Annotated in this window: 29 protein-coding genes; 21 read left to right on the top strand and 8 right to left on the bottom strand. The window is 37.5% G+C overall.

Annotated elements, in window-relative coordinates; genetic code table 11:
- Positions 1-162: 162 nt before the first annotated feature.
- The gene (locus MKY78_RS08220; protein ID WP_339217303.1) at positions 163-579 is read right to left on the bottom strand and encodes a universal stress protein; all 417 of its coding nucleotides are present in this window, start codon (positions 577-579) and stop codon (positions 163-165) included.
- A gap of 266 nt (positions 580-845) precedes the next feature.
- On the opposite strand from MKY78_RS08220, the gene MKY78_RS08215 reads away from it, so the two are divergent.
- From MKY78_RS08215 to MKY78_RS08175, 9 genes are all read left to right on the top strand, one after another.
- Complete coding sequence (locus tag MKY78_RS08215; RefSeq protein ID WP_339217301.1) at positions 846-2324, top strand: SulP family inorganic anion transporter; 1479 nt, start codon at positions 846-848, stop codon at positions 2322-2324.
- Positions 2325-2466: 142 nt separating this feature from the next.
- Positions 2467-2859, top strand: coding sequence for a VOC family protein (locus MKY78_RS08210; RefSeq protein ID WP_186869528.1), 393 nt, complete (start codon positions 2467-2469; stop codon positions 2857-2859).
- Between the two features lie 18 nt (positions 2860-2877).
- Positions 2878-3723 carry a DUF2785 domain-containing protein gene (locus MKY78_RS08205; protein ID WP_339217299.1) on the top strand — a complete coding sequence of 282 codons (846 nt, stop codon included), beginning with the start codon at positions 2878-2880 and terminating at the stop codon, positions 3721-3723.
- A 12-nt stretch (positions 3724-3735) separates the two neighbouring features.
- Positions 3736-4296, top strand: coding sequence for a GNAT family N-acetyltransferase (locus tag MKY78_RS08200; protein ID WP_186869530.1), 561 nt, complete (start codon positions 3736-3738; stop codon positions 4294-4296).
- A gap of 75 nt (positions 4297-4371) precedes the next feature.
- Complete coding sequence (locus MKY78_RS08195; RefSeq protein ID WP_186869531.1) at positions 4372-4704, top strand: PadR family transcriptional regulator; 333 nt, start codon at positions 4372-4374, stop codon at positions 4702-4704.
- Positions 4701-5333 carry a hypothetical protein gene (locus MKY78_RS08190; RefSeq protein WP_211742296.1) on the top strand — a complete coding sequence of 211 codons (633 nt, stop codon included), beginning with the start codon at positions 4701-4703 and terminating at the stop codon, positions 5331-5333. Before MKY78_RS08195 ends, MKY78_RS08190 begins: the two co-directional genes overlap by 4 nt.
- A 94-nt stretch (positions 5334-5427) precedes the next feature.
- Positions 5428-6891, top strand: coding sequence for a DUF4173 domain-containing protein (locus MKY78_RS08185; RefSeq protein ID WP_339217295.1), 1464 nt, complete (start codon positions 5428-5430; stop codon positions 6889-6891).
- A gap of 12 nt (positions 6892-6903) precedes the next feature.
- Positions 6904-7614, top strand: coding sequence for an isoprenyl transferase (locus tag MKY78_RS08180; protein WP_339217293.1), 711 nt, complete (start codon positions 6904-6906; stop codon positions 7612-7614).
- A gap of 93 nt (positions 7615-7707) precedes the next feature.
- Positions 7708-8265, top strand: coding sequence for a hypothetical protein (locus tag MKY78_RS08175; protein WP_339217291.1), 558 nt, complete (start codon positions 7708-7710; stop codon positions 8263-8265).
- 197 nt (positions 8266-8462) lie between these two features.
- Here the strand turns inward: MKY78_RS08175 and MKY78_RS08170 are convergent, their stop codons facing one another.
- On the bottom strand, positions 8463-8801 hold the full coding sequence (locus MKY78_RS08170) for a YqzG/YhdC family protein (RefSeq protein WP_339217289.1): 339 nt from the start codon (positions 8799-8801) through the stop codon (positions 8463-8465).
- 160 nt (positions 8802-8961) lie between these two features.
- Positions 8962-9504: a 2TM domain-containing protein gene (locus tag MKY78_RS08165; RefSeq protein ID WP_339217287.1), complete on the bottom strand. Its 543-nt coding sequence runs from the start codon at positions 9502-9504 to the stop codon at positions 8962-8964.
- Between the two features lie 93 nt (positions 9505-9597).
- On the opposite strand from MKY78_RS08165, the gene MKY78_RS08160 reads away from it, so the two are divergent.
- Complete coding sequence (locus tag MKY78_RS08160) at positions 9598-10194, top strand: TetR family transcriptional regulator C-terminal domain-containing protein (protein WP_339217285.1); 597 nt, start codon at positions 9598-9600, stop codon at positions 10192-10194.
- A 224-nt stretch (positions 10195-10418) separates the two neighbouring features.
- Here MKY78_RS08160 and MKY78_RS08155 read toward each other — a convergent pair whose 3' ends face one another.
- The 4 genes from MKY78_RS08155 to MKY78_RS08140 all read right to left on the bottom strand — a co-directional run bounded on the left by MKY78_RS08155 (position 10419) and on the right by MKY78_RS08140 (position 13882).
- Positions 10419-10919: a GNAT family N-acetyltransferase gene (locus tag MKY78_RS08155; protein ID WP_339217284.1), complete on the bottom strand. Its 501-nt coding sequence runs from the start codon at positions 10917-10919 to the stop codon at positions 10419-10421.
- A gap of 16 nt (positions 10920-10935) precedes the next feature.
- Positions 10936-12069: a virulence factor gene (locus tag MKY78_RS08150; RefSeq protein ID WP_339217283.1), complete on the bottom strand. Its 1134-nt coding sequence runs from the start codon at positions 12067-12069 to the stop codon at positions 10936-10938.
- Between the two features lie 78 nt (positions 12070-12147).
- Positions 12148-12921: an ABC transporter permease gene (locus MKY78_RS08145; RefSeq protein ID WP_339217282.1), complete on the bottom strand. Its 774-nt coding sequence runs from the start codon at positions 12919-12921 to the stop codon at positions 12148-12150.
- Entirely contained in the window at positions 12899-13882 is a 984-nt protein-coding gene (locus MKY78_RS08140) for an ABC transporter ATP-binding protein (RefSeq protein ID WP_339217281.1), read from the bottom strand. Before MKY78_RS08140 ends, MKY78_RS08145 begins: the two co-directional genes overlap by 23 nt.
- A 149-nt stretch (positions 13883-14031) precedes the next feature.
- Here MKY78_RS08140 and MKY78_RS08135 point away from each other — a divergent pair, with 149 nt between their 5' ends.
- Together MKY78_RS08135 and MKY78_RS08130 are read left to right on the top strand one after the other, a co-directional pair.
- The gene (locus MKY78_RS08135; protein ID WP_339217279.1) at positions 14032-15321 is read left to right on the top strand and encodes a helix-turn-helix transcriptional regulator; all 1290 of its coding nucleotides are present in this window, start codon (positions 14032-14034) and stop codon (positions 15319-15321) included.
- 142 nt (positions 15322-15463) lie between these two features.
- Positions 15464-16729 (top strand): cytochrome P450, encoded by a 1266-nt coding sequence (locus tag MKY78_RS08130; protein WP_339217278.1) that lies wholly within the window; start codon positions 15464-15466, stop codon positions 16727-16729.
- A gap of 10 nt (positions 16730-16739) precedes the next feature.
- Here MKY78_RS08130 and MKY78_RS08125 read toward each other — a convergent pair whose 3' ends face one another.
- Positions 16740-17198: a YaiI/YqxD family protein gene (locus MKY78_RS08125; protein WP_339217277.1), complete on the bottom strand. Its 459-nt coding sequence runs from the start codon at positions 17196-17198 to the stop codon at positions 16740-16742.
- Between the two features lie 309 nt (positions 17199-17507).
- Between MKY78_RS08125 and MKY78_RS08120 the strand changes: the two genes are divergently transcribed.
- The 9 genes from MKY78_RS08120 to MKY78_RS08080 all read left to right on the top strand — a co-directional run bounded on the left by MKY78_RS08120 (position 17508) and on the right by MKY78_RS08080 (position 24716).
- Positions 17508-17867 (top strand): PadR family transcriptional regulator, encoded by a 360-nt coding sequence (locus MKY78_RS08120; protein ID WP_339217276.1) that lies wholly within the window; start codon positions 17508-17510, stop codon positions 17865-17867.
- Positions 17854-18855, top strand: coding sequence for a hypothetical protein (locus MKY78_RS08115; protein WP_339217275.1), 1002 nt, complete (start codon positions 17854-17856; stop codon positions 18853-18855). Before MKY78_RS08120 ends, MKY78_RS08115 begins: the two co-directional genes overlap by 14 nt.
- 119 nt (positions 18856-18974) lie before the next feature.
- Positions 18975-19481 carry an N-acetyltransferase family protein gene (locus MKY78_RS08110; RefSeq protein ID WP_339217273.1) on the top strand — a complete coding sequence of 169 codons (507 nt, stop codon included), beginning with the start codon at positions 18975-18977 and terminating at the stop codon, positions 19479-19481.
- Positions 19482-19493: 12 nt separating this feature from the next.
- Positions 19494-20300 (top strand): GNAT family N-acetyltransferase, encoded by an 807-nt coding sequence (locus MKY78_RS08105; protein WP_339217271.1) that lies wholly within the window; start codon positions 19494-19496, stop codon positions 20298-20300.
- Between the two features lie 101 nt (positions 20301-20401).
- On the top strand, positions 20402-21937 hold the full coding sequence (locus MKY78_RS08100; protein WP_339217269.1) for a methyl-accepting chemotaxis protein: 1536 nt from the start codon (positions 20402-20404) through the stop codon (positions 21935-21937).
- 107 nt (positions 21938-22044) lie between these two features.
- Positions 22045-22425: a GntR family transcriptional regulator gene (locus MKY78_RS08095; RefSeq protein WP_339217268.1), complete on the top strand. Its 381-nt coding sequence runs from the start codon at positions 22045-22047 to the stop codon at positions 22423-22425.
- Between the two features lie 2 nt (positions 22426-22427).
- Positions 22428-23333, top strand: coding sequence for an ABC transporter ATP-binding protein (locus MKY78_RS08090; protein WP_339217267.1), 906 nt, complete (start codon positions 22428-22430; stop codon positions 23331-23333).
- Positions 23305-24033, top strand: a complete 729-nt coding sequence (locus MKY78_RS08085; RefSeq protein WP_339217265.1) for a hypothetical protein — start codon at positions 23305-23307, stop codon at positions 24031-24033. The genes MKY78_RS08090 and MKY78_RS08085 overlap by 29 nt, the downstream gene beginning before the upstream one ends.
- The gene (locus tag MKY78_RS08080) at positions 24030-24716 is read left to right on the top strand and encodes a hypothetical protein (RefSeq protein ID WP_339217263.1); all 687 of its coding nucleotides are present in this window, start codon (positions 24030-24032) and stop codon (positions 24714-24716) included. The genes MKY78_RS08085 and MKY78_RS08080 overlap by 4 nt, the downstream gene beginning before the upstream one ends.
- Positions 24717-24724: the final 8 nt, after the last annotated feature.

Raw genomic sequence — 24724 nt, 5'->3', positions numbered from 1 at the left:
CAACTTAATGAGAATCAATTCTTTATCATTTTAACATGTGGCGGTTTGAAAGGGTGTCGGGAGGTTTTGGTTTGGGGAAAGGGAAAGTAATCCCACACCTTTTGGCGGCGATACTTAAAGAAATCAAAAAAGGTGGCAACTATTAACTAGTTTCCACATTCATTACTTTACGATTAATACGGGGCTAGTTGCTCGTTTAGCTACTTTATGGCTAACGCTACCTAGCATCATTTCTTGGAGGGCGTTTAATCCACGGCTTCCAATAATGATAATGTCATAGTTGTGTTTATTGGCATAGTGAACAATGGTAGGGCCTGGTTCTCCATTTAAAAAAATGACTTCAAAGTCTACACCTGATTTTTTCGCTTTTTGAATTAATAGAGCAAGTTTTTCCCTCCGTGCGTCTTCTGTATCTTTTCCCCAGTTATTTAGAACCTCTTCTTTTGAATGCTTTGGGTCGATAACATATACTATATCTACTTTAGAACCTTGACTTAATCTGGCAAGCTCAAAGGCTTTTTCACCTGCTCGTATCGAATGGTCTGATCCATCAGCTGCACAAAGAATTTTTTTAAACATCGGAATTCTCCTCTACCATTCTATTGAACTGCGGAAACTAGAATTTCCTATTATTAACATAGGTATAGCGAATTTATTTTCTATTATAGCATATAGCTACTAAATTCAAAGATATTAAGAGGAAATTGGAGAAAAGGCGAAATGTTTCCGTTTTCTTTACTGTTTCACAAAAGTGTCATATTTCGTTATAATACCTCTTGTTTGTTACGGTCCCGGCTTTCGTGAGAGTCGAAAGTCAACAATAAAAGACGAAAAAGAGGTGTAGCATGAATTTAGCAAAATTAAAAAATGAATGGTTCGGCAATATTAGAGGAGATATTCTGGCTGGTATCGTAGTTGCTATTGCTTTAGTACCGGAGGCTATTGCGTTCTCTGTTATTGCTGGTGTTGACCCAATGGTTGGGCTGTATGCGTCGTTCGCTATTGCAGTGACGATTGCATTTGTTGGTGGGCGTCCTGGTATGATTTCTGCTGCAACAGGGGCAACGGCATTGTTGATGGTTACATTAGTGGCAGAACATGGCTTGCAATATTTGTTAGCAGCCACTATTTTAACAGGTATTCTGCAAATTGTGATGGGTGTATTAAAGTTAGGACGTTTAATGAAATTTGTCCCCCGGTCGGTCATGATTGGCTTTGTTAATGCACTTGCCATTATGATTTTCATGGCGCAATTAGAGCATTTTACAGGTGCAAATTGGGAAATGTATGCCATGCTGGCAGGAGCATTAGCCATCATTTATATTTTACCGCGATTTGTAAAGGTGATTCCAGCACCATTAGTAGCGATCGTTGTCATTACGGCAATTGCTATGTTTACAGGAAGTGGTGTGAAAACGGTAGGAGATATGGGAGAATTAACACAATCTCTACCAATCTTCTTATTCCCAGACATTCCACTTAACTTTGAAACGCTACAAATCATTTTTCCGTATGCACTATCAATTGCCATTGTTGGTTTAGTAGAGTCTTTACTTACAGCATCTATTGTAGATGATATGACAGATACGAAAAGTGATAAGAATAAAGAAGCACGTGGACAGGGGATTGCGAATATTGTGTCTGGGCTGTTTGGTGGTATGGCTGGATGTGCGATGATTGGACAATCCGTTATTAACGTAAAGTCTGGTGGTCGTGGAAGATTATCCGCTTTTGTTGCTGGGGCATTTTTAATGGCACTTATTCTAATATTTAACGGCTTATTAGTTCAAATTCCGATGGCAGTCTTAGTTGGTATTATGTTCATGGTATCTATTAGTACCTTTGACTGGTCATCGATAAAGAATATTCCTAAAACACCAGTTACGGATACGATTGTAATGGTAGCGACAGTTGTCACGGTACTATTTACACATGACCTATCTAAAGGTGTTCTAGTTGGTATTATCTTAAGTGCAATTTTCTTTGCTTCAAAAATCTCTAAGGTGAACGTGACAGCACTTGCGAGTAAGGAAGCAAATGTGAAGGTATATCGTATTTCCGGACAACTTTTCTTCGCTTCTGTAACAGAGTTTGTGGACAGCTTTAACTACAAAGAGGAAGTAGAAAAAGTGAAATTAGATTTATCAAATGCCCATATATGGGATGATTCTGGTGTAGGGGCAATTGATAAGGTTGTACAGAAGTATCATCAAAATGGTGTGAACGTAGAAGTGGTCGGGTTAAATGATGAAAGTCATAAATTAGTAGAAAGACTAGCGAATTATAATAAGCCTGGTGGATTGGAAAAGGCGGCTAGTCATTAAATTCGGTTAGAGAGTTAACTTCGGTTAGCTCTCTTTTTTTTGTAAATAAGAAATCATTACCATCTATTCCAATTTAAATAAAGGAATTTCATACTCGGGAATAGAATTATATAAGATTAATACAAAACTGGGGGATTTATTCATGCGAGGCAAATTACATCATATCGAATTAAATGTTTCAAACTTGGAAAGGTCTACTGATTTTTGGGGTGAGCTTTTAGAAGAATTAGGCTATCAACCTTATCAAACCTGGGAATCAGGAAGAAGCTGGAGGTTAGGAGATACGTATATCGTTTTTGTACAGACGGAAGAGCATTTCTTAGAGGGTACATATCATCGGAAAAGAGTCGGATTAAATCATCTTGCATTTTATGCGGATTCTAGGGAGGATGTTGATGTGATTACGCTCCATTTAAAGGAAAAAGGTGTGCCAATCTTATATGAGGATAGGCATCCATATGCAGGTGGTCCTAACCATTATGCAGTGTTCTTCGAGGATCCGGATCGGATAAAAGTGGAAATCGTGGCACCATAAGAAGAGGAGGGGATACTATTGAATGAAGCTGAACTGAAATCGATACTAAGTCAATATAAGGAGAGCAACTTCCAACAACTCGGTCCTGTACCTTTACCAACCTTAGTGAAGGCAATGCTAGATTATATTGGTAGTACAGATCCGGAGTTACGGGATTCATTGATTTATCCATGCTTTACTAACCTTATAATAAATGGACATTTTCCTCCCTCAGAGCTAAACAGAATAGTGACAGTTTGTTTAGATGATCATCACTTATTTTACAAAATAAATGAACCAGATGAGGACGCTGTCTTTACGCGTTCATTTTCTTCCTTAATCCTTGCTGTCCTGTTATTTGTTAATAGACAAAAACCCTTTATAGCCGATGAGGAAATAGATCACATTACAAACAAAATGATACATTATGTAAAGAAGGAAGAGGATGTTCGGGGATTTGTAGAAGGGAAAGGTTGGGCGCATAGTATAGCTCATATAGCAGACGCGCTCGATGAACTAGTGAAGCAACCACAATTAAAGGAAAGTAGATTAGAAGATATTGCACTAATCATTCTGGATAAAATGTGCTTTGATAAAGCCTACTTCTTGTTTGAAGAGGACGAACGGATGGTTGTTCCTTTCATTTCCTTGTTGGAAAGGGGAATGAATCCATTATTCCTATATGAAAAAATCGATAAAATTGTGATGGAGCTGCAGCAAAGCTATTCACAACATAGTTCGAAACCGTTCATTCAAAGGAACAACATCAAACAATTTTTAAGAAGTCTGCTGCTGCATTTAGAGGTGATAGGAAAAAAAGAGGAGTTCCGGGAACACTTGAAAAATGCACTAATAGCTATAAATCAGCCATACTACAACTTATAAGGGGAACGTATAATGAATCCAATATTAATTGATTTTCCGAGCGAATTTGAAACAGAAAGATTACATATCCGTATGCCAATGCCTGGTGATGGAAAAGCAGTTCACGAATCAAAACAAGCTTCCAAAAAGGAGCTTTTGCCTTGGATGCCTTGGGCACAGCATGAGGAGCAGGAAGAGGATACAGAAATAAATATCCGACAAGCCCATGTAGCCTTCTTGAATAGGGAGGATTTAAGGCTGTTAGTTTTTCACAAAGAGACAGGTGTATTGATTGCTAATTCAGGATTGCACCGAATTGACTGGGATGCGCGTAAATTTGAAATTGGATACTGGATTGATACCCGTTATAGTGGGAAAGGTTATATGACGGAGGCGGTAAAAGGGATAGCTGATTTTGCCTTCCGTGAGCTAGAGGCAAACCGTGTTGAAATCCGATGTGATGCGAAAAATGTAAAGAGTCGTGCCATTGCCGAGCGAATCGGATTTGAATTAGAAGGGATATTGCATAAAGATAGTTTAGATGTTTATGGACAAGAGCTTCGAGACACATGTATATATGCAAAAGTAAAATAATCTAAATTTGGGCTTTACATATACCTCGGAATTCTATATAGTATAGTTACCTAATAATTCTAGGTAGGTGAAAAAATGTTTGATCGAGAACTGGTAAAAGGGAGTACATCGTTACTTGTCCTACAGTTATTAAATGAGCGGGATATGTACGGTTATGAGCTTGTTAAGGAAATGGATTACCGCAGTGACCATAATTTGCAAATGAAGGAAGGTACCTTATACCCTGCCCTTCATAAGCTAGAAAAGCAAGAATATATTGAGTGCTATTGGCAAAATCAAGAAAAGGGTCCTGCACGTAAATACTATCGTATCACACTTGAAGGTAAGAAAATATTAGAAGCTAAAACAAGTGAATGGCATCGATATGTTCAGGTGATGAATAATCTAATCGGGAGAAGTGAATCGTGACGACTGGCGATAAACGTTTTTTCCAAGAGCTTGATCAAGTTCTTGGGAAACACCCTGAAAAGCAGGAAATCATCGCAGAATACAGGTCCCATGTATATGAACTTCTTCGTGAAGAGGATATTCAGGACGCAAACGTCTATGATGAAATTGTAAAACGGTTAGGAACACCTGAAGAAATTGCAGCGATTTGGAAAGATGAGGCAAAGGTAACGCCGAAAAAAATGCAACTATTATTTGTTGTATTAAATGTTCTTATTTTCCTTGGAGGAATAGTCCTTACGATTGTTTATAACGTTTACCATATCGAATGGATTGAAGTACTGTGGAAAAGAATAACTGCAGTACCTTCCATCATTATAATGGTGTATATGGCATTTTGGGGACTGCTCGGCTATGAGATTGGTAAAGAATTTGGTAGTGGCGGCTTAACGATTCTTCGTAGGACATTTACATATGCCGTTATCCCCAATCTTGTGTTGATGTATTTAATTGTGTTTAAATTGATTCCTCATGAATGGTTTCAGCCTCTGCTAAGTGGGCGATTTATTCTAGTGTGTATTTTATTAACAATTATGTTGTATCCGATAAGCTGGATTGGATATCGCTGGGGGAGGAAGGCTTCGGTATAGCACCTTACCCTACGATATCAAGTGCCGATGCGTTTCTTTGTCTGTATACCTAGATAACCTATGTATATAGAATGACTAAATGGTGGTGGAATAATTGAAGCAACGTCAAAAGACTTTTGGATTTTTAGTAATTTGTTTAGTGCTTGGTATATTGGCAGAGCTTAGCTTTTTTCATGGTGTGATAGGGATATCGTACCCAATTTTTATTGCAGCATTTTATGCTATCCTGTATTACCGACTAGGGTTTAAAGTATCTCATCGACGAATTGGCTTATTATTAATGGTCATGATCTGGGTTTTATCAGCGTCATTTGTATTCTATGATAATGAGTTTTTTTATGCGTTAAATCTTTTTGTAATTCCGGTTTTAGTGTTTGTCCATATTGTGTTAATTACGACACCGAATCATGTGGATTGGGTTTCGCTAATCTTCTTTAAGCGAATTTTCTTTAAGGTATCTCAAACATTCAGTTATTTAAAAAGATGGCTCAAGATTATTTTTAAACGAACCTTATTTCGACAGGTGAGTAAGGAAACCAGCCAAACCATAAAGAGAATTGTAAAGGGGTTATTGATTGGGGGACCGTTGCTTTTCGTTATAACGGTGTTATTAATATCAGCGGATGAGAAATTTGCTGCTATGATGCTGGAAATACCAGCATTTATGTTGAAGCTGAATTTCCTGGAATATTTTTTCCGAGTAGTAGCTGCATTATTATTGTCGTTATTATTCTTTGGAGCCTTCCAGACGTTAAAGAAGCGGTATGTACTACCACTAGGAAGGCAAGCGGTTCAAAAAGAGAAGGTAACCTGGGACAGTGTGATTGCAGGGACGGTCTTAGTCTTGCTTAATATTATTTATGTCCTATTTGTCGCCATTCAATTTACGTATTTCTTTGGTGATGCACTTCATGCAGATTATACGTATGCAGAGTACGCAAGAAGAGGATTTTTCGAGCTTGTACTAGTAACCGTGATTAACTGGACCTTATTGTTAATTTGCTTGAAGCTAGTAAAGGCTGGGAAGAAAGCATACGGCTACTTTTTGAAGGCGATGTATACATTGTTAATTGTAGTTAGTGGGGTCATGCTTGCATCCGCATTTATTCGTTTAAGTGCCTATGAAGCAGCTTATGGATTTACATTGGACCGAATTCTTGCACATGTCTTTATGTTGTTTTTAATGATAATTTTTGCGTATACATTGGTCCGCGTATGGATAGAGGGAATTTCTATCGCACACTTTTATATAATAGTGGGATTACTATTTTATACAGGACTGAATATGGTCAATTTAGAAGAAATCATTGTGGAGAAAAATCTAGAACGATATGAAGAAACCGGAAAAATTGATATCTATTACTTAGATTTACTTTCTTATTCTGGTATTGATGGTTTAATCACGCTATATGAAAAAGATCCAAATTATCCAGATTTATTAGCGGTGTTAGAGCAGCGTAAAGAAATGATCGAACAACTTCGTTTAAACACATGGCAATCGTTTAATTTCAAGAAAGAGCAAGTAGTAGAAAGACTTCAGGAGCTTGAATTGAGATAAGGAGGAGCAATTATGAATACAATTCCTAATCATGTCGCTATTATTATGGATGGAAATGGTCGTTGGGGAAAACGCAGAGGGCTTAGTAGAAGTGAAGGGCACTATGCAGGTTCCCAAACGATGGAAGAATTGATAGATGCGAGTGCGGAAATGGGAATTAAGATACTAACACTGTATGCTTTTTCTACTGAGAATTGGAAAAGGCCTAAGGATGAAGTGAATTATTTGATGAATTTACCCATTAAGTTCTTTAATCAAAAATTACCGGAGTTTATGAAACGTAATATTAAAATTCTTATTTCAGGGGATGTAGAGAATTTACCAAAAGGAACAAGGAATGCCGTGTTACGGGCCATGGATAAAACAAAGAATAATACAGGCTTAATCGTGAATTTTGCGCTGAACTATAGTAGTAGGAGTGAGATTGTTCAAGCAATTGCTCGTATTATTCAAGATGCGAAGGACAAGAAAATTTCGATGGATCAATTAGATGAGCAAATGTTTGAAAGCTATCTTTATACGAAGAACTTACCAGACCCTGATATTATCATTCGAACTGGTGGGGAGAAGCGTATTAGTAACTTTTTAATGTGGCAATCTGCTACAGCTGATTTATGCTTTGTGGATGAATTGTTTCCGGACTTTAAAAAAGAATTATATATTAATGCCATTAGAAAGGTGTATGCGAATAAAGAAGCCCCTTTGAAAGAATGGGTGGTATAAAGTTAGGCGTTTTTCGTACAGGTGTATTGTTAATGATAGATAAGATGGAATATTCAATTAAATGACGGTTTTCTTAAGGGTGAGGTATAGAAAATGGCAAATAAGCGCTTTGGTCTATTATTTTGTTTTACTTTATTCCCCATTTTGTTGATGGCTTGTAGTTCAGAAACTATGGAAGATGTTATGAGAGAAGCTGAATCTACGGATTTATCTGATGAAAGTATTGATGGTATTAAAGTGGGGATGAACATCCATGATGAAAGCTTTATAATGAAACACGGTAATTTTCAATTACACCCAGATAATCAACATTACGCTGCGCAAAGAAACTATGACCAGTATTGGAATAAAGAGATTATGGTGAGTGTAAATAGAGAAACAGAGGAAATTTTACAAGTTGGAATTATGGAAAACAATAATACATCTTCTAGTGAACGGGGAATAAAAAGAGGCTCGTCTGTTAATGAAGTGATAGAAACTTACGGTGAGAACTATTTTACCTATGAAGATAAAGAGCAATCGATATCGATAATTGGGTATGTTGATCATCCAAACAATTTACAATTAACGTTTGTATACTTTGATGATCAAATTACAGGCGTTAATCTCGGCTATGCTTTTGACAAAATGAAATGGGAATTGAATGAATAAATTACCTAAAGTGGCTATACCTCGAGCAAGAATTTTAAGGGACATTTTTTCCGTCCTATACGATAAGCGTAAGCGATACAGAAGAGGTTCAAATCCCTATCCGCTCCGGATGCATACGATTCGATTATATTAAGTGATGTCCTGGTTGACTAGAGATAACCGTATGTATATTTCCGGAGCAGGAATTTATTTATCATCTAACTTGAAACCTCTCTGAATGAAATATCAACTATTTCTTCTGTATTGTTATTAAAGGTTATATCAATAAAAACACCAAACTCATTAGTAGGCGCCTCAAGCCATAGCTTAAACGTTTCGGTTGAATTCTCAATTCCTCTTTTTTTACCGACGTGAAGGTAATCCACTATGTTTGCATCCGGATACTTTTCTTTTACCTTTTGCATAGCTAGACGTCCCCACTTCGCATAGGAGGGCTCTTGTTCCTTAGTAGAAATCGCCTCTAGTGGTGTTTGAAAAGCGGTTATTCCCAAGCTGAAAATAGTAACACTTAACATTATCATCATCAATTTCTTCATGGTTAAAACCTCGCTTAGCATAAGAAATAGAATAGAAAAACGCCATTTTCTAAATCATTGTCCAAATTGGATTTTCCAACTTCCAATAGTATCCTTTATTATTCGGCGGGGAACCCAACTTTATACTTCTTACGGTAATTCCTCATTATAACTTCGAGATTTAGTTGACCTTTTCAACAGGTCGTTTAGGGAAAAACGTATAACTAAAGCTTATAATAAAATCTATGATTAAAATCAGAGACCAAAACTGAATGGTTTGTAGTAATGCTTCAGTCTGTGAAGGATTATTAATATAAACAACAATACCCATTAATATCACCCCGCCGATTAACCAGGACAACAAATGACGGTACCACCCTTTACGTTCTTTTCTTGCGTGTTCTTTGCCATATTTAATTTTTACCGGTTTTTCACCGTTTCCAAATCGGTACTTAAAACGGACATCTGCCCATTTAATCATCTGATGCCCAAAGGCTATACTTACCCCTATATAAATCGCGGCAATTCCATGCACTATAGAGGCAACAGCTCCATTTTTCAAATCGTATACGGTAACAATAAGCAATATAAGATCAACGATTGGCGTACAAATGAGCAAAAATGTACCCAGTTTTTTCTTATTCATTACATATCTAGCAGTTAGTCCTGCTAGAACAAATATCCAAAAACCTATCTCACATGCTATGATCAACCAACCAATCAAAAGAAACACATCCTTCGCTTCGCTTTATTTAGTACACTTGTGCTAAATAATATCAGAACTGTTTATTTAACACAAGTGTGATATAATAAAAATATGCCAAAAATAATTGATCACCATAAACGTAAAGTTCGAATAGCAGAAGCAACATGGAAAGTTATTGTGGACGAAGGAATCGAACAAGCATCTGTCAGAAAGATTGCTAAGGCTGCAGGACTCTCTACTGGATCGCTAAGACATTATTTTTCATCGCAGTCCGAATTGCTTCGTTTTTCTATGGAAATGGTTTCTGAACGGGTTATCGAGCGTGCGAAAGCAAGGGAGTATTCAGAGGATATAAGCCCGTTAGAGTTTTTGACTGAAGGTGTATATGAAGTACTACCCGTCAATGACGAGCGAAAAATAGAAATGGAGGTGTGGCTTGCTTTTTCGGCGAAAGTTTTAGTTGACTCAACGCTCCGTGAGCTAAGCAATAAAGTGTACAGTGACATGCACCAAGGGTTGAAAAATGTCGTTCTTGCCTTACAATCATTACAATACGCAAAAGACGGGCTTGATCTAGAATTAGAAGTTAATCGACTCCATGCGATAGTTGACGGAATGGCAATGCATCATTTATTAAATCCAGAGCACTTTACACATGATGAAATGATTCAGACATTAAAATATCATCTTCAATCGCTTTGCAAATAAAGCACACTTTAAAATGCAATTAAACAACCTGGTCATTTCAATAGAGTCTTATAATAATATGGCTCTAATCTAATAAAAAGCTAATTATGCCTATTGATAAACTTACCAAATTTGTTGCATAATTAGCTTTTTGATTGTTTTTTGCGCTATTATACTTCAAAAATCCCATTGTGTTCTAGTGAATAAATTTCTAAATACCCGTAATTAATAGGTTGGGGTTGATTTTACCTAAGGATTTTTGCCATGTAATATTCATTTAAATAGTCACCATTTACATATAAAGAATCTGTTTTGGTGCCTTCGATTTCGAATCCCATTTTTTTATAAAGGGAGACTCCAGCTTCATTATCGGTGACAACCGTTAATTCTAATCGGTGAATGTTATGCTCCAATGCCCATTCATTTAATGCGGCAAATAATAATCTACCAACACCTTTACCACGAAAGGCATGGTGAATGCCTACTACAAGATATGCTGTGTGCTTCTTTCTTTTAGCCTCGCCACCAATTGCAAAAAGATAGCCGATTAGCTCTTTTTCCTCTTCTGCAACAAGTATAGTGGAGTTCTCCGATTTTTGTAGGCGTTCAATCATGTTCTTTTGGCTTTCAGAAGAAATTTGTCTCTCTCCAGCTTCCCAAAGCATGTACTCAGAGCTTGCATCTACCTGTAGGATCAGCTGTGCTAATTTTGGCGCATCACTTAGAATTACTTCCCTAATTTCCATTTCTTCCCCCCCTTTTTTAAGGCTTATCTTTATTGATTAATTGTGTCATTTGATGCCAAATAGACCCTTTCGCTTCTTCTCCCCCTTGGATTCTAGCTAACGCCATTTTGACCTGCATTCGCACTTCAAATTCCGGATCGTCTTGTGCTTCGAGAAGGGCAGGGATAGCGGTTTCGTCACCAAGCTCATACAGGAACATCGCAGCTCGCCAGCGTACTAATCTACTTTTATCTTTTAATGTTTTTATCATTTCGGGCATTGCTTCTGTAAAGCTTAAGTCTGATAAGCAATCACCAGCTGTTCGTCGTACATTTACGGCTTTATCTTGTAAGGCTTTATATAAGTATGGTAATACCTTTTTGTCATCTATCATGCCTAAGTATGCCGTCGCAAGTCTACGTATCGAGGCCTTTTCATCATCTAGTGCTTTATCCAATACGGGCAAATCTTCGATAGTTGGATCCATTCGATCGAGTGCGGCATAACGTGCTCGCCAATCTGTATTATCGAGCATCTCTAGCGTAACTTTTTTCCATGGGGTTGGAGCGGTTTTATTGTCTAACGCATACGTCACAAGCTCCTTTAAGCGGTTATCGTCATAGGAAGCAGAGATTTCCTCGACTACTTCACTGCCGATTTCTTTTATATCACCGTAACGTGGGCTTTGTTCCACCCATTTACGCTCCATTAACATATTATCGGATGCTGCTGATGCCTCCATTGCAGCATTCATAAATCGTTCAGGTAATCCGAATCGTTGTTCTATGTCGCCGTCTTCTAGCTTTACTTGCATCGGAATGTAGCGGAACATTTGAATGTACACTTTTATTTCGCCGTAATGGTCATCAATGGATGCATCGGAAGTATTCGTGTCGCTTTCATTTTCTTCTACAGAACCAAGCGTTTTCCGTACCTCTGGTAAAACGTCCTCCCAAGGTGTCCGGGCATCGCGCTCAAGGGCAATAAAGTCAATAACGCGGTAAATTCCTTTCACCCCATTAATGGCAAATAATTCTTGTATATAGAAAGGGGCATTTGTTACGTCATCACCAAGCTTGTAGTTTTCAGTTTTACCATCTGGCATCACTTCGTCGACATTTATTTTCATGGAGTATGGACTTGGTGTTGGTTCAATCGATACAATTTTCATAGAAAAATCCCCCTAGGTTTTATTATAGGTAAGTCAATTCTACCAAAGGGGGAACCTTCTAGCCATCGATTCGTTTAATTAATAATGTGCTAATAATCCCTTTTTCATTGCAATACGTTCACAATATAAGAAGAAAATTAGCCCGAGTAAGAAGTAGAATATCGCATTAAAAATGAGCGAGAAATAATCAAATGCTGTAAAGTCCGCCAAAGATAACCCATCAATCATCGTAGCTCGAATTAGATCGACACCTTTGACTATTGGAAGAAAGGCTAAGAATGGAGCAGTGGACAAAGGAACAAAAACTAATCCGGCTAATATGAATTGTAGTATTTGTAAAAATGCGCCGATTTGCTTTAATACAAGTGTCATCCCGGCAATGATAAATCCTAATCCCATCATACTAACAATAGTAAGGATGAAAATTGGCAAGATTGTAAGGAGATCAATGTTTAGCCATTGACCAGTTGTGAGCATCGCCAATAGTAAAAGAATGACAACAATTAGGAAATGAGCAGTACCTAAGGCGATTAATCGAGAAAGCATAATCTTCCATTGTCCTAATGGTGACATGTAAAGCTGTTCTAATGTGCCTTGTGTAGCTTCGTTAGTAATCTGGTAACCAATATCCTGAACTACGATAAGTGCTAAGTACCAAAATACATAATTGACAATCACAAACTGTGTATTTAAATCTTTTGATCCTGGATCACCAATAAGTTGAATTCCTGCAAATAAGCCTAAAAAGATACAGTAAAATGTAACGAGCATAGCAATGGTGTTTGGAAGATAGCGTTTTAGCTCGATTACTTCTTTCCTAGTATTTGCCTTAATAAGATTGAACCAACTCATGTTCCGATTCCCCCTTTATGATTTTCAAAAATACTTCTTCAAAATTAATGGTTTTTCGATCAATCGTTTCAATTGGAGTCTTTTCTAAATTTAGGATTTCAAATAACTCATAGATAGCATTACTATTTGGAAGGTTTACTTCTATTTTCGATTGGTGATTGTCTAAGGTGTATTCTAGTTGTGGGAATTTTTCTTGTAAGTGTAGCTGCTGCTGTTCACTTAGATGATTGGCTAGTGTAATCGTGTAAGCTCTAACTTCAAATAGACGAAGTAGGTTCTCTACTCGGTCATTGGTAATGATTTTTCCATTATTGATAATGATAGTACGTTCGCAAAGGTCCTGAATAACATCCATGTCATGTGAGCTAATAATAATGGTTCGCTTGTATTCTTTAGCAATTTCTTTTAATAGCTGTCTGACCTCATATCCGGTTTCCACGTCAATACCTAGAGTTGGCTCATCGAGAAGGATAATTTCTGTATCTGCTAGCATGGCGACTGCAATCGCAAGTTTTTGCTGCATCCCCCTTGATAAACGATTCACTAGTTCATGTTCTTTCTGTTTTAAATGGAATTTCTTTAGCAAATCATCAATCTGACTCGCTACTTCTTTTCGTGACTTCCCCCGATTTCCAGCAAAGTACTCTAAGTTTTCTCTTACCGTTAGTCGCCAGTATAGATTTCGATTTCCTTCTAATACCGCACTAATGTGAGTTAAGGCTTTTAGACGCTTCTGTTGATTATCTATCCCATTAATCGAGATTTTTCCTGAATCCGGCTTAATTAATCCGCAGATCATTTTTATGGTGGTTGATTTACCAGCACCATTCGGACCTAATAGTCCTACTATTTCTCCTTCATAAATTGAGAAAGAAATATCGTCCACAGCAGTAATCACGTCGGAGGATTTTCTTTTTTGATATGTCTTACATAATTTTTCTACCTCAATAATCGGTCTCATTCCATCAACTCCTATAAAATTAAATTAACTAAAATAAATATTAAGTATATTTAATAAAATTGTCAACGAGAATATTAAATTTTGTGAATATATTTTTAATTATATTTAACTTTGTGTATAATGGATGTAGCAATTACACGGAAAAGGTGATGGATTTGAGTACTGTTGGAGAAAGAATCAAACAGTTAAGAAAAGAACGCAAGCTGACTTTAGCGCAGCTTGCACAAGATAAAATGTCAGCTGCAATGGTAAGTCTGATTGAAAATGGAAAGTCAAATCCGTCTGCAGAGAATCTCAAGCATATTGCTAATGTATTGAATGTAAACATTTCGGACCTATTAGGTGGAATGAGCAGGGAATCACTACAGAAAAAAGCAACATCAATAGCAAAAAGAATAGAAGTTAAGTTAGACTTGAGCACACTGCAAATCACCCTTCAGGAAATACAAGAATTGATACCGGACTTAGGGCATAATGTAGAGTCTGCGAAAATTTATGAATGTTACGTCCGATGTTTGTACGCCTTATATGTGTTTTATCCAAAAGAATTCAAGTTATATGAAGATAAGAATTGGAATCGTTATTTGCAAAAGGCGGAAAGTATTTATGCTGATTTGAAAATGGAGAGTAAAGTGCTCGGTATCCGACACAGACTAGCAGAAATGGAATCAGTTAATGGTAATTATCATCGGACAATTGAAATAGTGGATGATAGTTTGTATATCGTTAAATCGATGGATAGCCTAGATACTATCTCAAACATGGTTCGACTGATGCTCTTGAAGGTATACTGCCTTGAAGCGCTAGGACATACAGATGAGACGTTTACGCTCCTACATGAGGTGATTGAGTTTTCTAATCAATATATGATGTTAAATCACTTCTTCGAGATTCATAATTTAGGAGCTATGCTATATTATCAGGAGAATGAGTTTGAAAAGGCGAGAGAATTTGTTGGGAAGATCAATAAGTTCTTTGAGATCATACATCACGAAGAACTATATATTGAAAAGGAATTTATCATGATTCATTATATGGAATTTTTCGAGGATGAACCGAAGCTCTCGCTAGACATGATACAGAATCTGGAAGGTAAACTGTCCAATCTAACGTTATATAACGAAGTGGTAGACCAAAGATTACAAAACATGCTTAGTGATTTAAAGGCTAGATGCTACACGAAGTTAAAGGAAACAGAGAAAGCATTACCACTATTCCGTGAATTATTGAATGATACACATGCAGGGGTCCATCCAATGGATGTAGCGCTTAGAGAAGTGAATAAGTCTTATCAAGCGCTCTGCTATATGGAATTAGGAGACAAAGAGAAGGCGGAAAAAACAGCCAAGGAAAGCGTTGCTATACTAAAAAAATATCCCCGTACGACCTATTATCACTTTGCACGCAATGTACTAAAGGAAGTACAACAAATGAAATAACTTGAAGCTACTTTCGGGTTATTTTTTTGTTTCTTATTACCCTAAGAGCTTCCTTATATGAAATTAAATGAATGGTGTATAAAGTTTTGGAAGGAAAACAGACTATACAAGGAACAGAACTTAAGAGAAGTGAGTGATACATATGCCATATCGGGAACAGATTCCAATTGATACAGGTATCGACAACACTGTAAAGCTATTACTGGAAGGCTATAACTATATAACGAATCGCAGAAATCAATTTGGTAGGGATATTTTTGAAACAAGGCTGCTTGGTGGGCAAAAGGCAATCTGTGTGGCGGGGAAAGAAGCGGTAAACATGTTCTACGATGAGAAAAAGCTGATTCGGCAAGGGGCAGCGCCGAAGCGACTTCGACAAACCTTATTTGGAGAGCATGCGATTCAGACGATGGATGGGGAGAGTCATCGACATCGTAAGGAATTATTTATGTCTTTGATGACAAGAGAACGTCTAGACGATATCAAGACCATTATGAGGAAACATTTAGAACGAGCTTCGGAAAAGTGGGTAAAGCAACAAGAGGTGGTGCTATATAGTGAAATGTGCCAGCTGCTGACAAAGGTAGCCTGTGAATGGGCTGGTGTACCACTTAAGGAGAATGAATGGAGCAAAAGAGCGAATGAGCTTGAGGCAATGTTTGATAGTGCAGGGGCACTTGGGGGGAGGCATTGGAAAGGCAGAAATGCTAGAAATTTTGCAGAAAGTTGGTTAAAGGGTCTTGTTCAAGATGTCCGCAATAATGCTATAGAGGTTCCTCAAAATACGGCGCTATACAAAATGGCGTGGTATCAGGATAAAGATGGTGTGCTTTTACATGAACAGATCGTTGCAGTAGAATTGTTAAATATTTTACGACCAATTGCTGCGATAGCAGTTTACATTACCTTTGGTGCGTTAGCATTATATGAGCATCCAGCAGAAAAAGAGAAGCTTCAAACAAAACCTAGTGTTTATTTTGAATTGTTCGTCCAGGAGGTAAGGCGTTATTACCCATTTTTCCCAGTATTAGTTGCAAGAGTTCGTGATGATTTTCTATGGAATGGCCATGATTTTCGTAAAGGAAACCTCGTGTTACTTGATATTTACGGTACGAATCATGACCCTGATATTTGGGAGCATCCAGACATGTTTGACCCAGAACGCTTTAAGGATCGTGATGATAATCTGTATGATTTTATACCCCAAGGTGGTGGTGACTACTATCGAGGTCATCGCTGTCCAGGGGAATGGTTAACAATTGAATTAATGAAGGAAACGATGGATTTTTTAATCCATCATGTGGAATATGAAGTACCGAAGCAGGATTTACGATTTAGTATGAGGCGATTTCCAAGCTTGCCTAAAAGCAGATTTATCATTCATCACATTCGTCGAAAAAACGGATGAAAGGGAGCAGCTAAGTATTGCTCCCTTTTATTTGTTTAATTGTTTTCTCCAGCAATTCTTTAAACTTTGTACGGTCCTCATCGGTAAATGGTTTCGGTCCTTTTGTTTTTTGACCACTTCTTCTTGCTTTTGCACTAAGGTGCCTTGTCTGTAGCAATTGGTCGATGTTTTCATTCGTATAGGCAAAGCCCTTGTGATGTAATACAAGACAACCCTTCCCCAGTCCTAGAGAAGCAAGACCATAATCTTGGGTAATGATTAAATCTAATCGCTTAGCCAGCTGCATGATCCGATAGTCTGCTGCATCGGCTCCTGTATCAACGTAAATCGTCTGTACCCCATCCACAAGTTCATCATGTGAGTAGTGACTAATGCTTTTAACTAATACGACTGGTATCTGATATTGTTTCGCAACTGAGATGACGATATCTTTCACTGGGCTTGCATCTGCGTCTACATATATTTTCATGTTAATTCTCCGTTTCTTTGTGTCTACTTCCATGAAAGCGAATTATTGATGATTTGTCAATCACTCTTGCTTTTTAATCGTGGGAGATGTTGGATTGGCTTGCTTACCGGTATTCAGTAGTGTACTAATGAAAAAATAGCTGAGGTTAATATGGACTCCTAACGACGATAAGGGCGATCGAACTAGCTTGGAGAATATCCAAAAACATGATTGGATTGTGTATAATCCATCATGTTTTTTATTTTATAATAATATGCACTTTACAATAGTGTGCGTCATACACTATAATGAAAACAGGAGTTGATCAAGATGAACGAACAAGAACATATTGATAAGTTATTGCTTGAATTACGAAGAGGTACAATCACCATTGGTGTTCTTAGCCAGCTATCTAATCCCCAGTATGGTTATTCACTTGTTACGAGATTAAACGATAGGGGAATTCAAGTAGAGCCTGGAACTTTGTATCCACTACTTAGGAGATTGGAGAAGCAAGGTTTACTGGCTAGCAGTTGGGATACCAATGAAGCAAGGCCCAGGAAGTATTATGTGCTAAGTGAAATGGGTAAAAAGGTTTACAAACAACTATGTACAGAATGGGAAAGTATGGTCAAGAGTCTGGATAGTCTTATTCATAGGAAAGGAGCAAATGAAGATGGAGATGATTGAACGGTACATTTATGCAGTTACCCAAAAGCTACCGCAATCCCAACGAGAAGATATTGCAGTTGAGCTTCGTGGATTAATTGAAGACATGGTGGAGGAACGTGTTGGAGATACTGCAGATGAAAAAGTGGTAGAAGAAGTTTTATTAGAATTGGGCAGCCCAAGGGAGATGGCACTAAAATACACAGGGAAGAAAAGGTATTTAATAGGTCCAGAGCTTTTTGAGCCATTTCTTACTGTTTTAAAGATTGTATTAATATCGCTGACAGCTGCACTTGGTATCGTCTTCGTGATTCAAACTATGATTAATCCGATTGATTTATTAGATGCCTTTGTAGGGTTGATTGTTTCGTTAGTTACGGCAATACCACAGGCAGTAGGGTGGGTTATCCTCATCTTTGCATTGGTGGAGTACAATGGTGGATATAAGGCAGAGGATTTAGCTCTGGATAAATCGTGGAGCCCGTCATTACTACCAGAGATTCCGAATCGTAAACGACAAATTAAACGTTGTGATCCAATAATTGCGATTGTTTTTTACGTCTTGATGATGGTGCTATTTACTTTCTCTAGTAATTTCTTTGGTGTATATGTTTTTCAGGATGGTTCATTTCAGCATGTGATTCCTTTTTTAAATGAGTCTACACTTTCACACTATCTACCATTCATATTGCTATCACTTGCTTTATTTATTGTCAAAGAATGTCTAAAGCTAATTTCCGGTAAATGGACGATGAAACTGGTAGCTTATACTTTGATTATCAATCTGATTGGGATAGTAGCTGTTATTTTCTTAATCACCGGAGATGCATTCTGGAATACTCAATTTATGAGTGACTTGGCGCAAGCAGGAGTTGTTGCTGAGGGGACGGATGGATATTCTGTTGTCGAAGCCATTTGGATTAATTGTACGAATATTGTACTCATCATACTATTAATTGGATTAGTATGGGATGTAGTAGATGGATATATCAAGGCAAGAAAACAATAATATGCTTTTCAATAAGCAACGAATTGATTATGATAAAAATAATTAATTCGTTGTTTTTTTTTAAGATAAGAAGGCATCAAGTTTTGGATAAGTTAAAAGAATTAGGGTGGAATAGATAGATGACAAATACACATATTGAAATTGAAGAAATGAAAGCGGAAGATTGGGAGTTTGTTCGTAGTATTTATATGGAGGGGATACATACAGGAAATGCAACATTCGATATAAAGCCACCTAGCTTTGAAGAATGGGATCATGGCCATATTACAGATTGTCGGTTAGTAGCCCGATATAAAGGACAAGTGGTTGGATGGGCTGCCTTAAGTCAAACGGCTCATAAAGAAGCTTATCGTGGTGTGGCAGAGGTGAGTATTTATGTGTCGAGTACAAGCGCTGGCCAGGGGATTGGTTCGTTATTACTAGAGGAGTTGATTCGCTCTAGTGAGGAGGCAGGATTTTGGACGTTACAGGCATTAATCTTCCCGGAAAATACGAATAGCATTAAGCTACATACTCGTTATGGATTTGAAATAGTAGGAACAAGAAAACGCGTTGGGAAGCTACATGGTGTATGGCGAGATGTTGTATTTTTAGAAAGAAGAAGTGAGGTTGTAGGAGTAGATTAGGAGGGGATAGAGATGGTTTATGTGCTCACGAAGGAGTTAGCAAGAAGAATGGAAGTTTCTGAGATTGAAGGACTTAAATCAAGACTTTCTGCTATTCAATCGTTGCCAGGTAATCCGATGGGGATACATATAAGGCAGTTTGGTCACGCAACTGCTTTTATAGCAAAAGGGATTCCGGGACCAGCATTTAATACCATTAGAGGACTCACATCTGAAGATATTCAAGAGCTGGATGGAATTCTTGATTATTACAAGGAACATAACACCATGGTTCAGCTTGAAATTGCCCCAGGATCTAGTAGTGAGGATTTACTGCGGACATTAGCCAATAAGGGGCTCTGTCAAAAGGGATTTCATAGTGTTTTATATGGCGATAGTATGGATTTAACTGGAGAGGTAGATTCCTCCGTAACTGTACGAAAGCTGCATGCAGATGAGTTTGACTTATTTGCAGATATATATGTAAGGGGCTTTGGTTTACCTAGCTTTATTAAACAAGGTATTGCTCAAAATAATCAGGTCTTATATCCGCTCGATTCTTGGAGCTTTTATGTTGCAATGGTAGATGGCGAGCCAGCAGGTATTGGTGTTTTATTCATTGAAAATGGAATCGCCACGCTATCAGCATCAGCAACTGTCCCAGAATTCAGGAGGAAAGGGGTTCATCGTGCTCTTATACTAGAAAGGGCAAAGGAAGCAAGAGATAGAAAGGTAGAATACGTAGTGGGTCAAGCTAAATTCGCAAGTATTAGCTCAAACAACATGGAACGAATCGGATTAAGGGTTGCGTATACAAAGGGGATATGGGGAGACATGTAGGAGATATACCTTGTATCCCCTTTTTTGGACCCGATTTTCATGATGAAATTTCAAGGCGAGGATAGGTGTATTAAGCAAGATTGTAGTTGGGGGCGATAGCAATGAATAGAGAGAGACAAAAATTAATGCTTGTAATCGCTGGAGGTGTAACTTCTCTAGCGATTATTATTAACTTGTTAGGGAGGTATTTCCATCTGTTTGATTTTTCGCATGGTGGTATGCATTCTTTATCGTCAAGTGAAATTGAAGAACAATATGGTATGCTCCTAAATGTACTACTAGGAGTTCCAATTGTATTATTTGTAATTGGCATTATTTTATATAAAAAAGTTAGTAATCATCGTTTATTACCATATATCTTCACTTTAGTATTAACGTTTTCTAGTATTGCTATTATATCTGGTGGTAGTGGTCGAGTAGAATTTCATTTTAGTATATTTATGGTCGTGGCGGCATTAGGTTTCTATCAGGAAATCAAATTGATTTCCTTAATGACAGGGGTTTTTGTCGTGCAGCATCTATTAGGCTTCTTCTTTATTCCTGAGATTGTTTTTGGTGTGGAAGAATATATGATTTCAATGTTCTTATTGCACGCCGTATTTCTAGTATTGACGTCTGGGGCAGTGAGTTGGCAAGTATATAGTGGAAGAAAGATAAAGCTATTCTATGAGAGAATGCAGGAGGATCAGAGGCGGGAAATTATGGACGATATAGTTGGAAGACTCGCAAAGACATCAAGTGAAATCTTACAAGTATCGGAAAAGCTATCCTTTAATGCCAAAAAATCATCGGATTCAAGTTCTAAGTTAGCATCGTCAATAGAAGAGGTAGCAGCTACAAACGTACATCAATTATCCATTATTGGCGATAATGTACAAGTTATTAACTTTGTTGATAAGGGAATTCAGACTATTAACCAAACTGCACAAAGTGTTTCGATGGATTCTCATAAGATGGCAGAGGAAGCGCGAAAAGGGAGTGCACAAACAGAATTTCTACTAAGTCAAATGGAAGAAATAAATAAGGATGTCGATGGATCTTATCAAGCTATTAAATTGTTATATCAGCGCTCTCAAGACATTAAAGGAATTATGGAAGTTATAACCAATATAGCAGACCAGACGAATTTACTTGCACTTAACGCAGCGATTGAATCTGCAAGAGCAGGAGAATCTGGGAAGGGATTTGCAGTTGTGGCAGACGAAATAAGGAAATTAGCAGAGCAGTCCATAATATCAGCAGAGCATATTGAAGAAATTATTAAGCAGATGTTAGAAGAGACGAATAATTCCGTTCAGTCCATCAGTAACGTGAAGCAATCTACAGAGGAAGGACTTGAAGTGGCTAAGTCATCTATCACGTTATTTCAAGGCATATCAACATCATCCCATGAAGTGGCAGTACAAATACAAGGTATTTCTTCATTAGTAGAGGAATTATCGGCCTCCTCTAACCAGATGAAGGAAGCTATGGAGGCAATTGAGCAGTCTATAAATGAGTCAGCCTCTAGTACAAAAGGAATAACTTTTATAACAGAGAAACAGCATAATGAAGTACAAGATGTACTGGAAATATCCAAGAAGCTAGATACATTAACAGCAGAATTAGATCAAGTTATCCACCAATTAAATAGTTAAGAGAACATGCTCTCTCAATGGAGGGCATTTTTTCTTGTCAAAAACAGGAATTTAATATATACTACATTACAACACTAATGCACTATGTTTGTGAGGGGGGGTACGGTATGCTTTTAAATTCGGATAGCACAACGCCGATCTATGTACAGATTGCGGAATGGCTAGAGAATGAAATTTTAAATGGCAATCTCGAAAAAGATGATAAAGTATTCTCCCAGTATAGGCTTTCGGATATGTTTACTATAAATCCAGCTACTGCTGCTAAAGGCTTGAACCTCCTTTATGAAGAAGGGATTTTATACAACAAGCGGGGATTAGGTAAGTTTGTTTCCGAAGAAGCAATGGAGATTATTTTAGAAAAACGTAAAAATCAGAAATTAAAAGGTCTGCTAGTTGAAGCGGTGCAAGAGGCAAAGCGGCTTCAGGTCTCGGAAAATGATCTGTTACAAATGCTGAAAGATATGATGGAGGAGAAAAAGGGGGATTAGTTGTGAATGTAGTTGTGGAATGTAATCGTCTTGTGAAGCAGTATGGTAACTTTAAGGCATTAGATGAATTAACTTTTTCTTTAAAAGAGAACACCATTACCGGACTGATCGGTCGAAATGGGGCAGGTAAGACTACATTACTAAAAATATTAGCAGGATTTTGGAGGGAAACAGCTGGAGAGGTTAGCGTATTTGGTAAACGTCCGTTCAATACTCTTGATGTATCCATGAACGTTATATTTGTTGATGACATGATGAGTTTTACGAATACCTTAACCTTGAAAGAGATATTAGATGAAGCGGGGAAGTTTTACCCGAACTGGGATCATGAACTGGCCTTGGGATTGATGGATTATTTTCAATTCCATCTAAATCATAATCATCATAGTCTATCAAAAGGGAAACGGAGTACCTTTAATATGATAGTGGGCCTTGCTGCCAAATGCCCGCTTACGATTCTAGATGAACCTACTACAGGGATGGATGCAGCAGTAAGGAAGGATTTTTACCGTGCATTGTTAAAGGATTATTTGAATTCTCCTCGTACAATTGTTATTTCGAGTCACCATTTAGAGGAAATGGAAGATTTGCTGGAGGATGTCCTTTTAATTGATGGGGGCAAAAAGCTCTTACATCTTCCAATCGATGATTTAAAAGAGTATGCGGTAGCTTTAAGTGGAAAATCTGTTGCGGTTCTACAAGCAATAGAGAAGAAAGAGGTCCTATATAAACAAAATATAGACGCTGATAATTGCTATGCTGTTGTTCGGAACGATTTTTCTCATGATGAAATGAAACAATTAGGGATAGGGGTTTTACCGGTTACGCCTAATGATTTATGTGTCTATCTCACGAATCAAACAAAAGGGGGAATTGATGATGTCTTTAACAAGCGCAAGTCTGTCTAATATAGTACTTACGCAATTCCGTTATAAAATGAAAGCTTATATAGGAGTATTTCTTGCGTTAATTCTTGTTCAGGTTCTAGGAATATTTCTTGCGACTTTAGGGACGTCATTCGGGTCGATATCGAATAATTTGTATAGCATTTACTTTGAAGGTTACTCCTCTAGCGCTGTTATAATTCTCACCTTTATTTGGGCATTTATGAATGCCATTTTAATTACAACAAAGGCTTATCGTGAGGATGACTTTACGTTTGTATCAACCCGAATATCGTATAATCTCGCTAATATGTTGTTTCTCATCACAATAAGTGGCATTGGAGCAATAACGGCCTTACTATCCAATGGAATAATCCGTTTATTCGTATACTTCACTGCTGATGTTGATGTATTTCTGGTTCTAAATAGTGAAGTGGGAATCTCCTATTATGGAGTAGGACTTATTTCTACGTTTTTGTATGTCTTACTATTTGCAATAGCAGGCTACGTAATTGGCATGATGATTCAAATTAGTAGACTATTTCTATTATTAATCCCAGCTATCTTTATTACCTTTACTTATCTAGAGCGTTTAGAAATGATAGTCGGATTTTATTTCTTGGAACAGTCCTTTCTTGTATTTGTCGTAAAAGTAATAACAACTATACTAATTGGTAGTGCCTTCATACTAGTACTATCCAATCGATTGGAGGTAAGGCGGTGATGGCTATCGTGTCTGTTCTTCCAATAGTCATTGTAATTGGAATAATCATCTTCTTTGTGCTTCTCAACAAACGATTTCAAGTGAAACCTGTAACGTTTCGGAAATCAAAATGGATTATCATTGGTTATGTTTCGATTCTGTTAGTTGCAGCGATTGGTTCCTTGTTTCTCCCATCAACTAAGGCAAAAGTAGTTGATAATAATCTTAATGAAGACTGGGAGAATAGTTACTATCAACAAGCACTAAATGGTAATTTTTCTTCAATAGACTCTAAAGAGATTAAAAAGAGTTGGGAATTCCCATTAACAGGTAATACCCTTTCTTTCGATTCATCCAACTATGAAGGAGCGTTTATTATAGAGCGGAATTCGGACCTAAAGGATAAAGTAGAGGTGTATTACATTGACAATGGGCATGTTATGGAAACAGGTTCGGTAAAGGTCGACATTAGTGATTATATACCAGAGGTTGATATCACTGTGGAGCAAAATGTACTTCGAGTGATAGGTACAACGAATGTAAAAATTGCTTATACTGATCCAGAGTTTACCAGGGTACAATTCTTATCAGAATATGACTCAGGCATTGGATATGCTGGATCCTACTTTTTCTATATCCGTGTCCCGGAGAACTTGAACATAGAAAATGCTACTGAAATCTTAGCTGAAGAAGTAAACAATTAACCAATATA

The sequence above is a fragment of the Ornithinibacillus sp. FSL M8-0202 genome (assembly GCF_037975285.1).
Lineage (GTDB): Bacteria > Bacillota > Bacilli > Bacillales > Amphibacillaceae > Ornithinibacillus > Ornithinibacillus massiliensis.
Note: the sequence above shows the minus strand (reverse complement) of the source record. Positions and strands in the feature narration are given on the sequence as shown.

Bases quoted from the DNA above. Each gene is read 5' to 3' on its own strand.
- MKY78_RS08220 (WP_339217303.1), bottom strand. From the start codon at position 579: ATGTTTAAAAAAATTCTTTGTGCAGCTGATGGATCAGACCATTCGATA.
- MKY78_RS08215 (WP_339217301.1), top strand. From the start codon at position 846: ATGAATTTAGCAAAATTAAAAAATGAATGGTTCGGCAATATTAGAGGA.
- MKY78_RS08210 (WP_186869528.1), top strand. From the start codon at position 2,467: ATGCGAGGCAAATTACATCATATCGAATTAAATGTTTCAAACTTGGAA.
- MKY78_RS08200 (WP_186869530.1), top strand. From the start codon at position 3,736: ATGAATCCAATATTAATTGATTTTCCGAGCGAATTTGAAACAGAAAGA.
- MKY78_RS08195 (WP_186869531.1), top strand. From the start codon at position 4,372: ATGTTTGATCGAGAACTGGTAAAAGGGAGTACATCGTTACTTGTCCTA.
- MKY78_RS08180 (WP_339217293.1), top strand. From the start codon at position 6,904: ATGAATACAATTCCTAATCATGTCGCTATTATTATGGATGGAAATGGT.
- MKY78_RS08175 (WP_339217291.1), top strand. From the start codon at position 7,708: ATGGCAAATAAGCGCTTTGGTCTATTATTTTGTTTTACTTTATTCCCC.
- MKY78_RS08170 (WP_339217289.1), bottom strand. From the start codon at position 8,801: ATGAAGAAATTGATGATGATAATGTTAAGTGTTACTATTTTCAGCTTG.
- MKY78_RS08160 (WP_339217285.1), top strand. From the start codon at position 9,598: ATGCCAAAAATAATTGATCACCATAAACGTAAAGTTCGAATAGCAGAA.
- MKY78_RS08155 (WP_339217284.1), bottom strand. From the start codon at position 10,919: ATGGAAATTAGGGAAGTAATTCTAAGTGATGCGCCAAAATTAGCACAG.
- MKY78_RS08150 (WP_339217283.1), bottom strand. From the start codon at position 12,069: ATGAAAATTGTATCGATTGAACCAACACCAAGTCCATACTCCATGAAA.
- MKY78_RS08145 (WP_339217282.1), bottom strand. From the start codon at position 12,921: ATGAGTTGGTTCAATCTTATTAAGGCAAATACTAGGAAAGAAGTAATC.
- MKY78_RS08140 (WP_339217281.1), bottom strand. From the start codon at position 13,882: ATGAGACCGATTATTGAGGTAGAAAAATTATGTAAGACATATCAAAAA.
- MKY78_RS08135 (WP_339217279.1), top strand. From the start codon at position 14,032: ATGGATTTGAGTACTGTTGGAGAAAGAATCAAACAGTTAAGAAAAGAA.
- MKY78_RS08130 (WP_339217278.1), top strand. From the start codon at position 15,464: ATGCCATATCGGGAACAGATTCCAATTGATACAGGTATCGACAACACT.
- MKY78_RS08125 (WP_339217277.1), bottom strand. From the start codon at position 17,198: ATGAAAATATATGTAGACGCAGATGCAAGCCCAGTGAAAGATATCGTC.
- MKY78_RS08120 (WP_339217276.1), top strand. From the start codon at position 17,508: ATGAACGAACAAGAACATATTGATAAGTTATTGCTTGAATTACGAAGA.
- MKY78_RS08115 (WP_339217275.1), top strand. From the start codon at position 17,854: ATGGAGATGATTGAACGGTACATTTATGCAGTTACCCAAAAGCTACCG.
- MKY78_RS08110 (WP_339217273.1), top strand. From the start codon at position 18,975: ATGACAAATACACATATTGAAATTGAAGAAATGAAAGCGGAAGATTGG.
- MKY78_RS08105 (WP_339217271.1), top strand. From the start codon at position 19,494: ATGGTTTATGTGCTCACGAAGGAGTTAGCAAGAAGAATGGAAGTTTCT.
- MKY78_RS08100 (WP_339217269.1), top strand. From the start codon at position 20,402: ATGAATAGAGAGAGACAAAAATTAATGCTTGTAATCGCTGGAGGTGTA.
- MKY78_RS08095 (WP_339217268.1), top strand. From the start codon at position 22,045: ATGCTTTTAAATTCGGATAGCACAACGCCGATCTATGTACAGATTGCG.
- MKY78_RS08085 (WP_339217265.1), top strand. From the start codon at position 23,305: ATGTCTTTAACAAGCGCAAGTCTGTCTAATATAGTACTTACGCAATTC.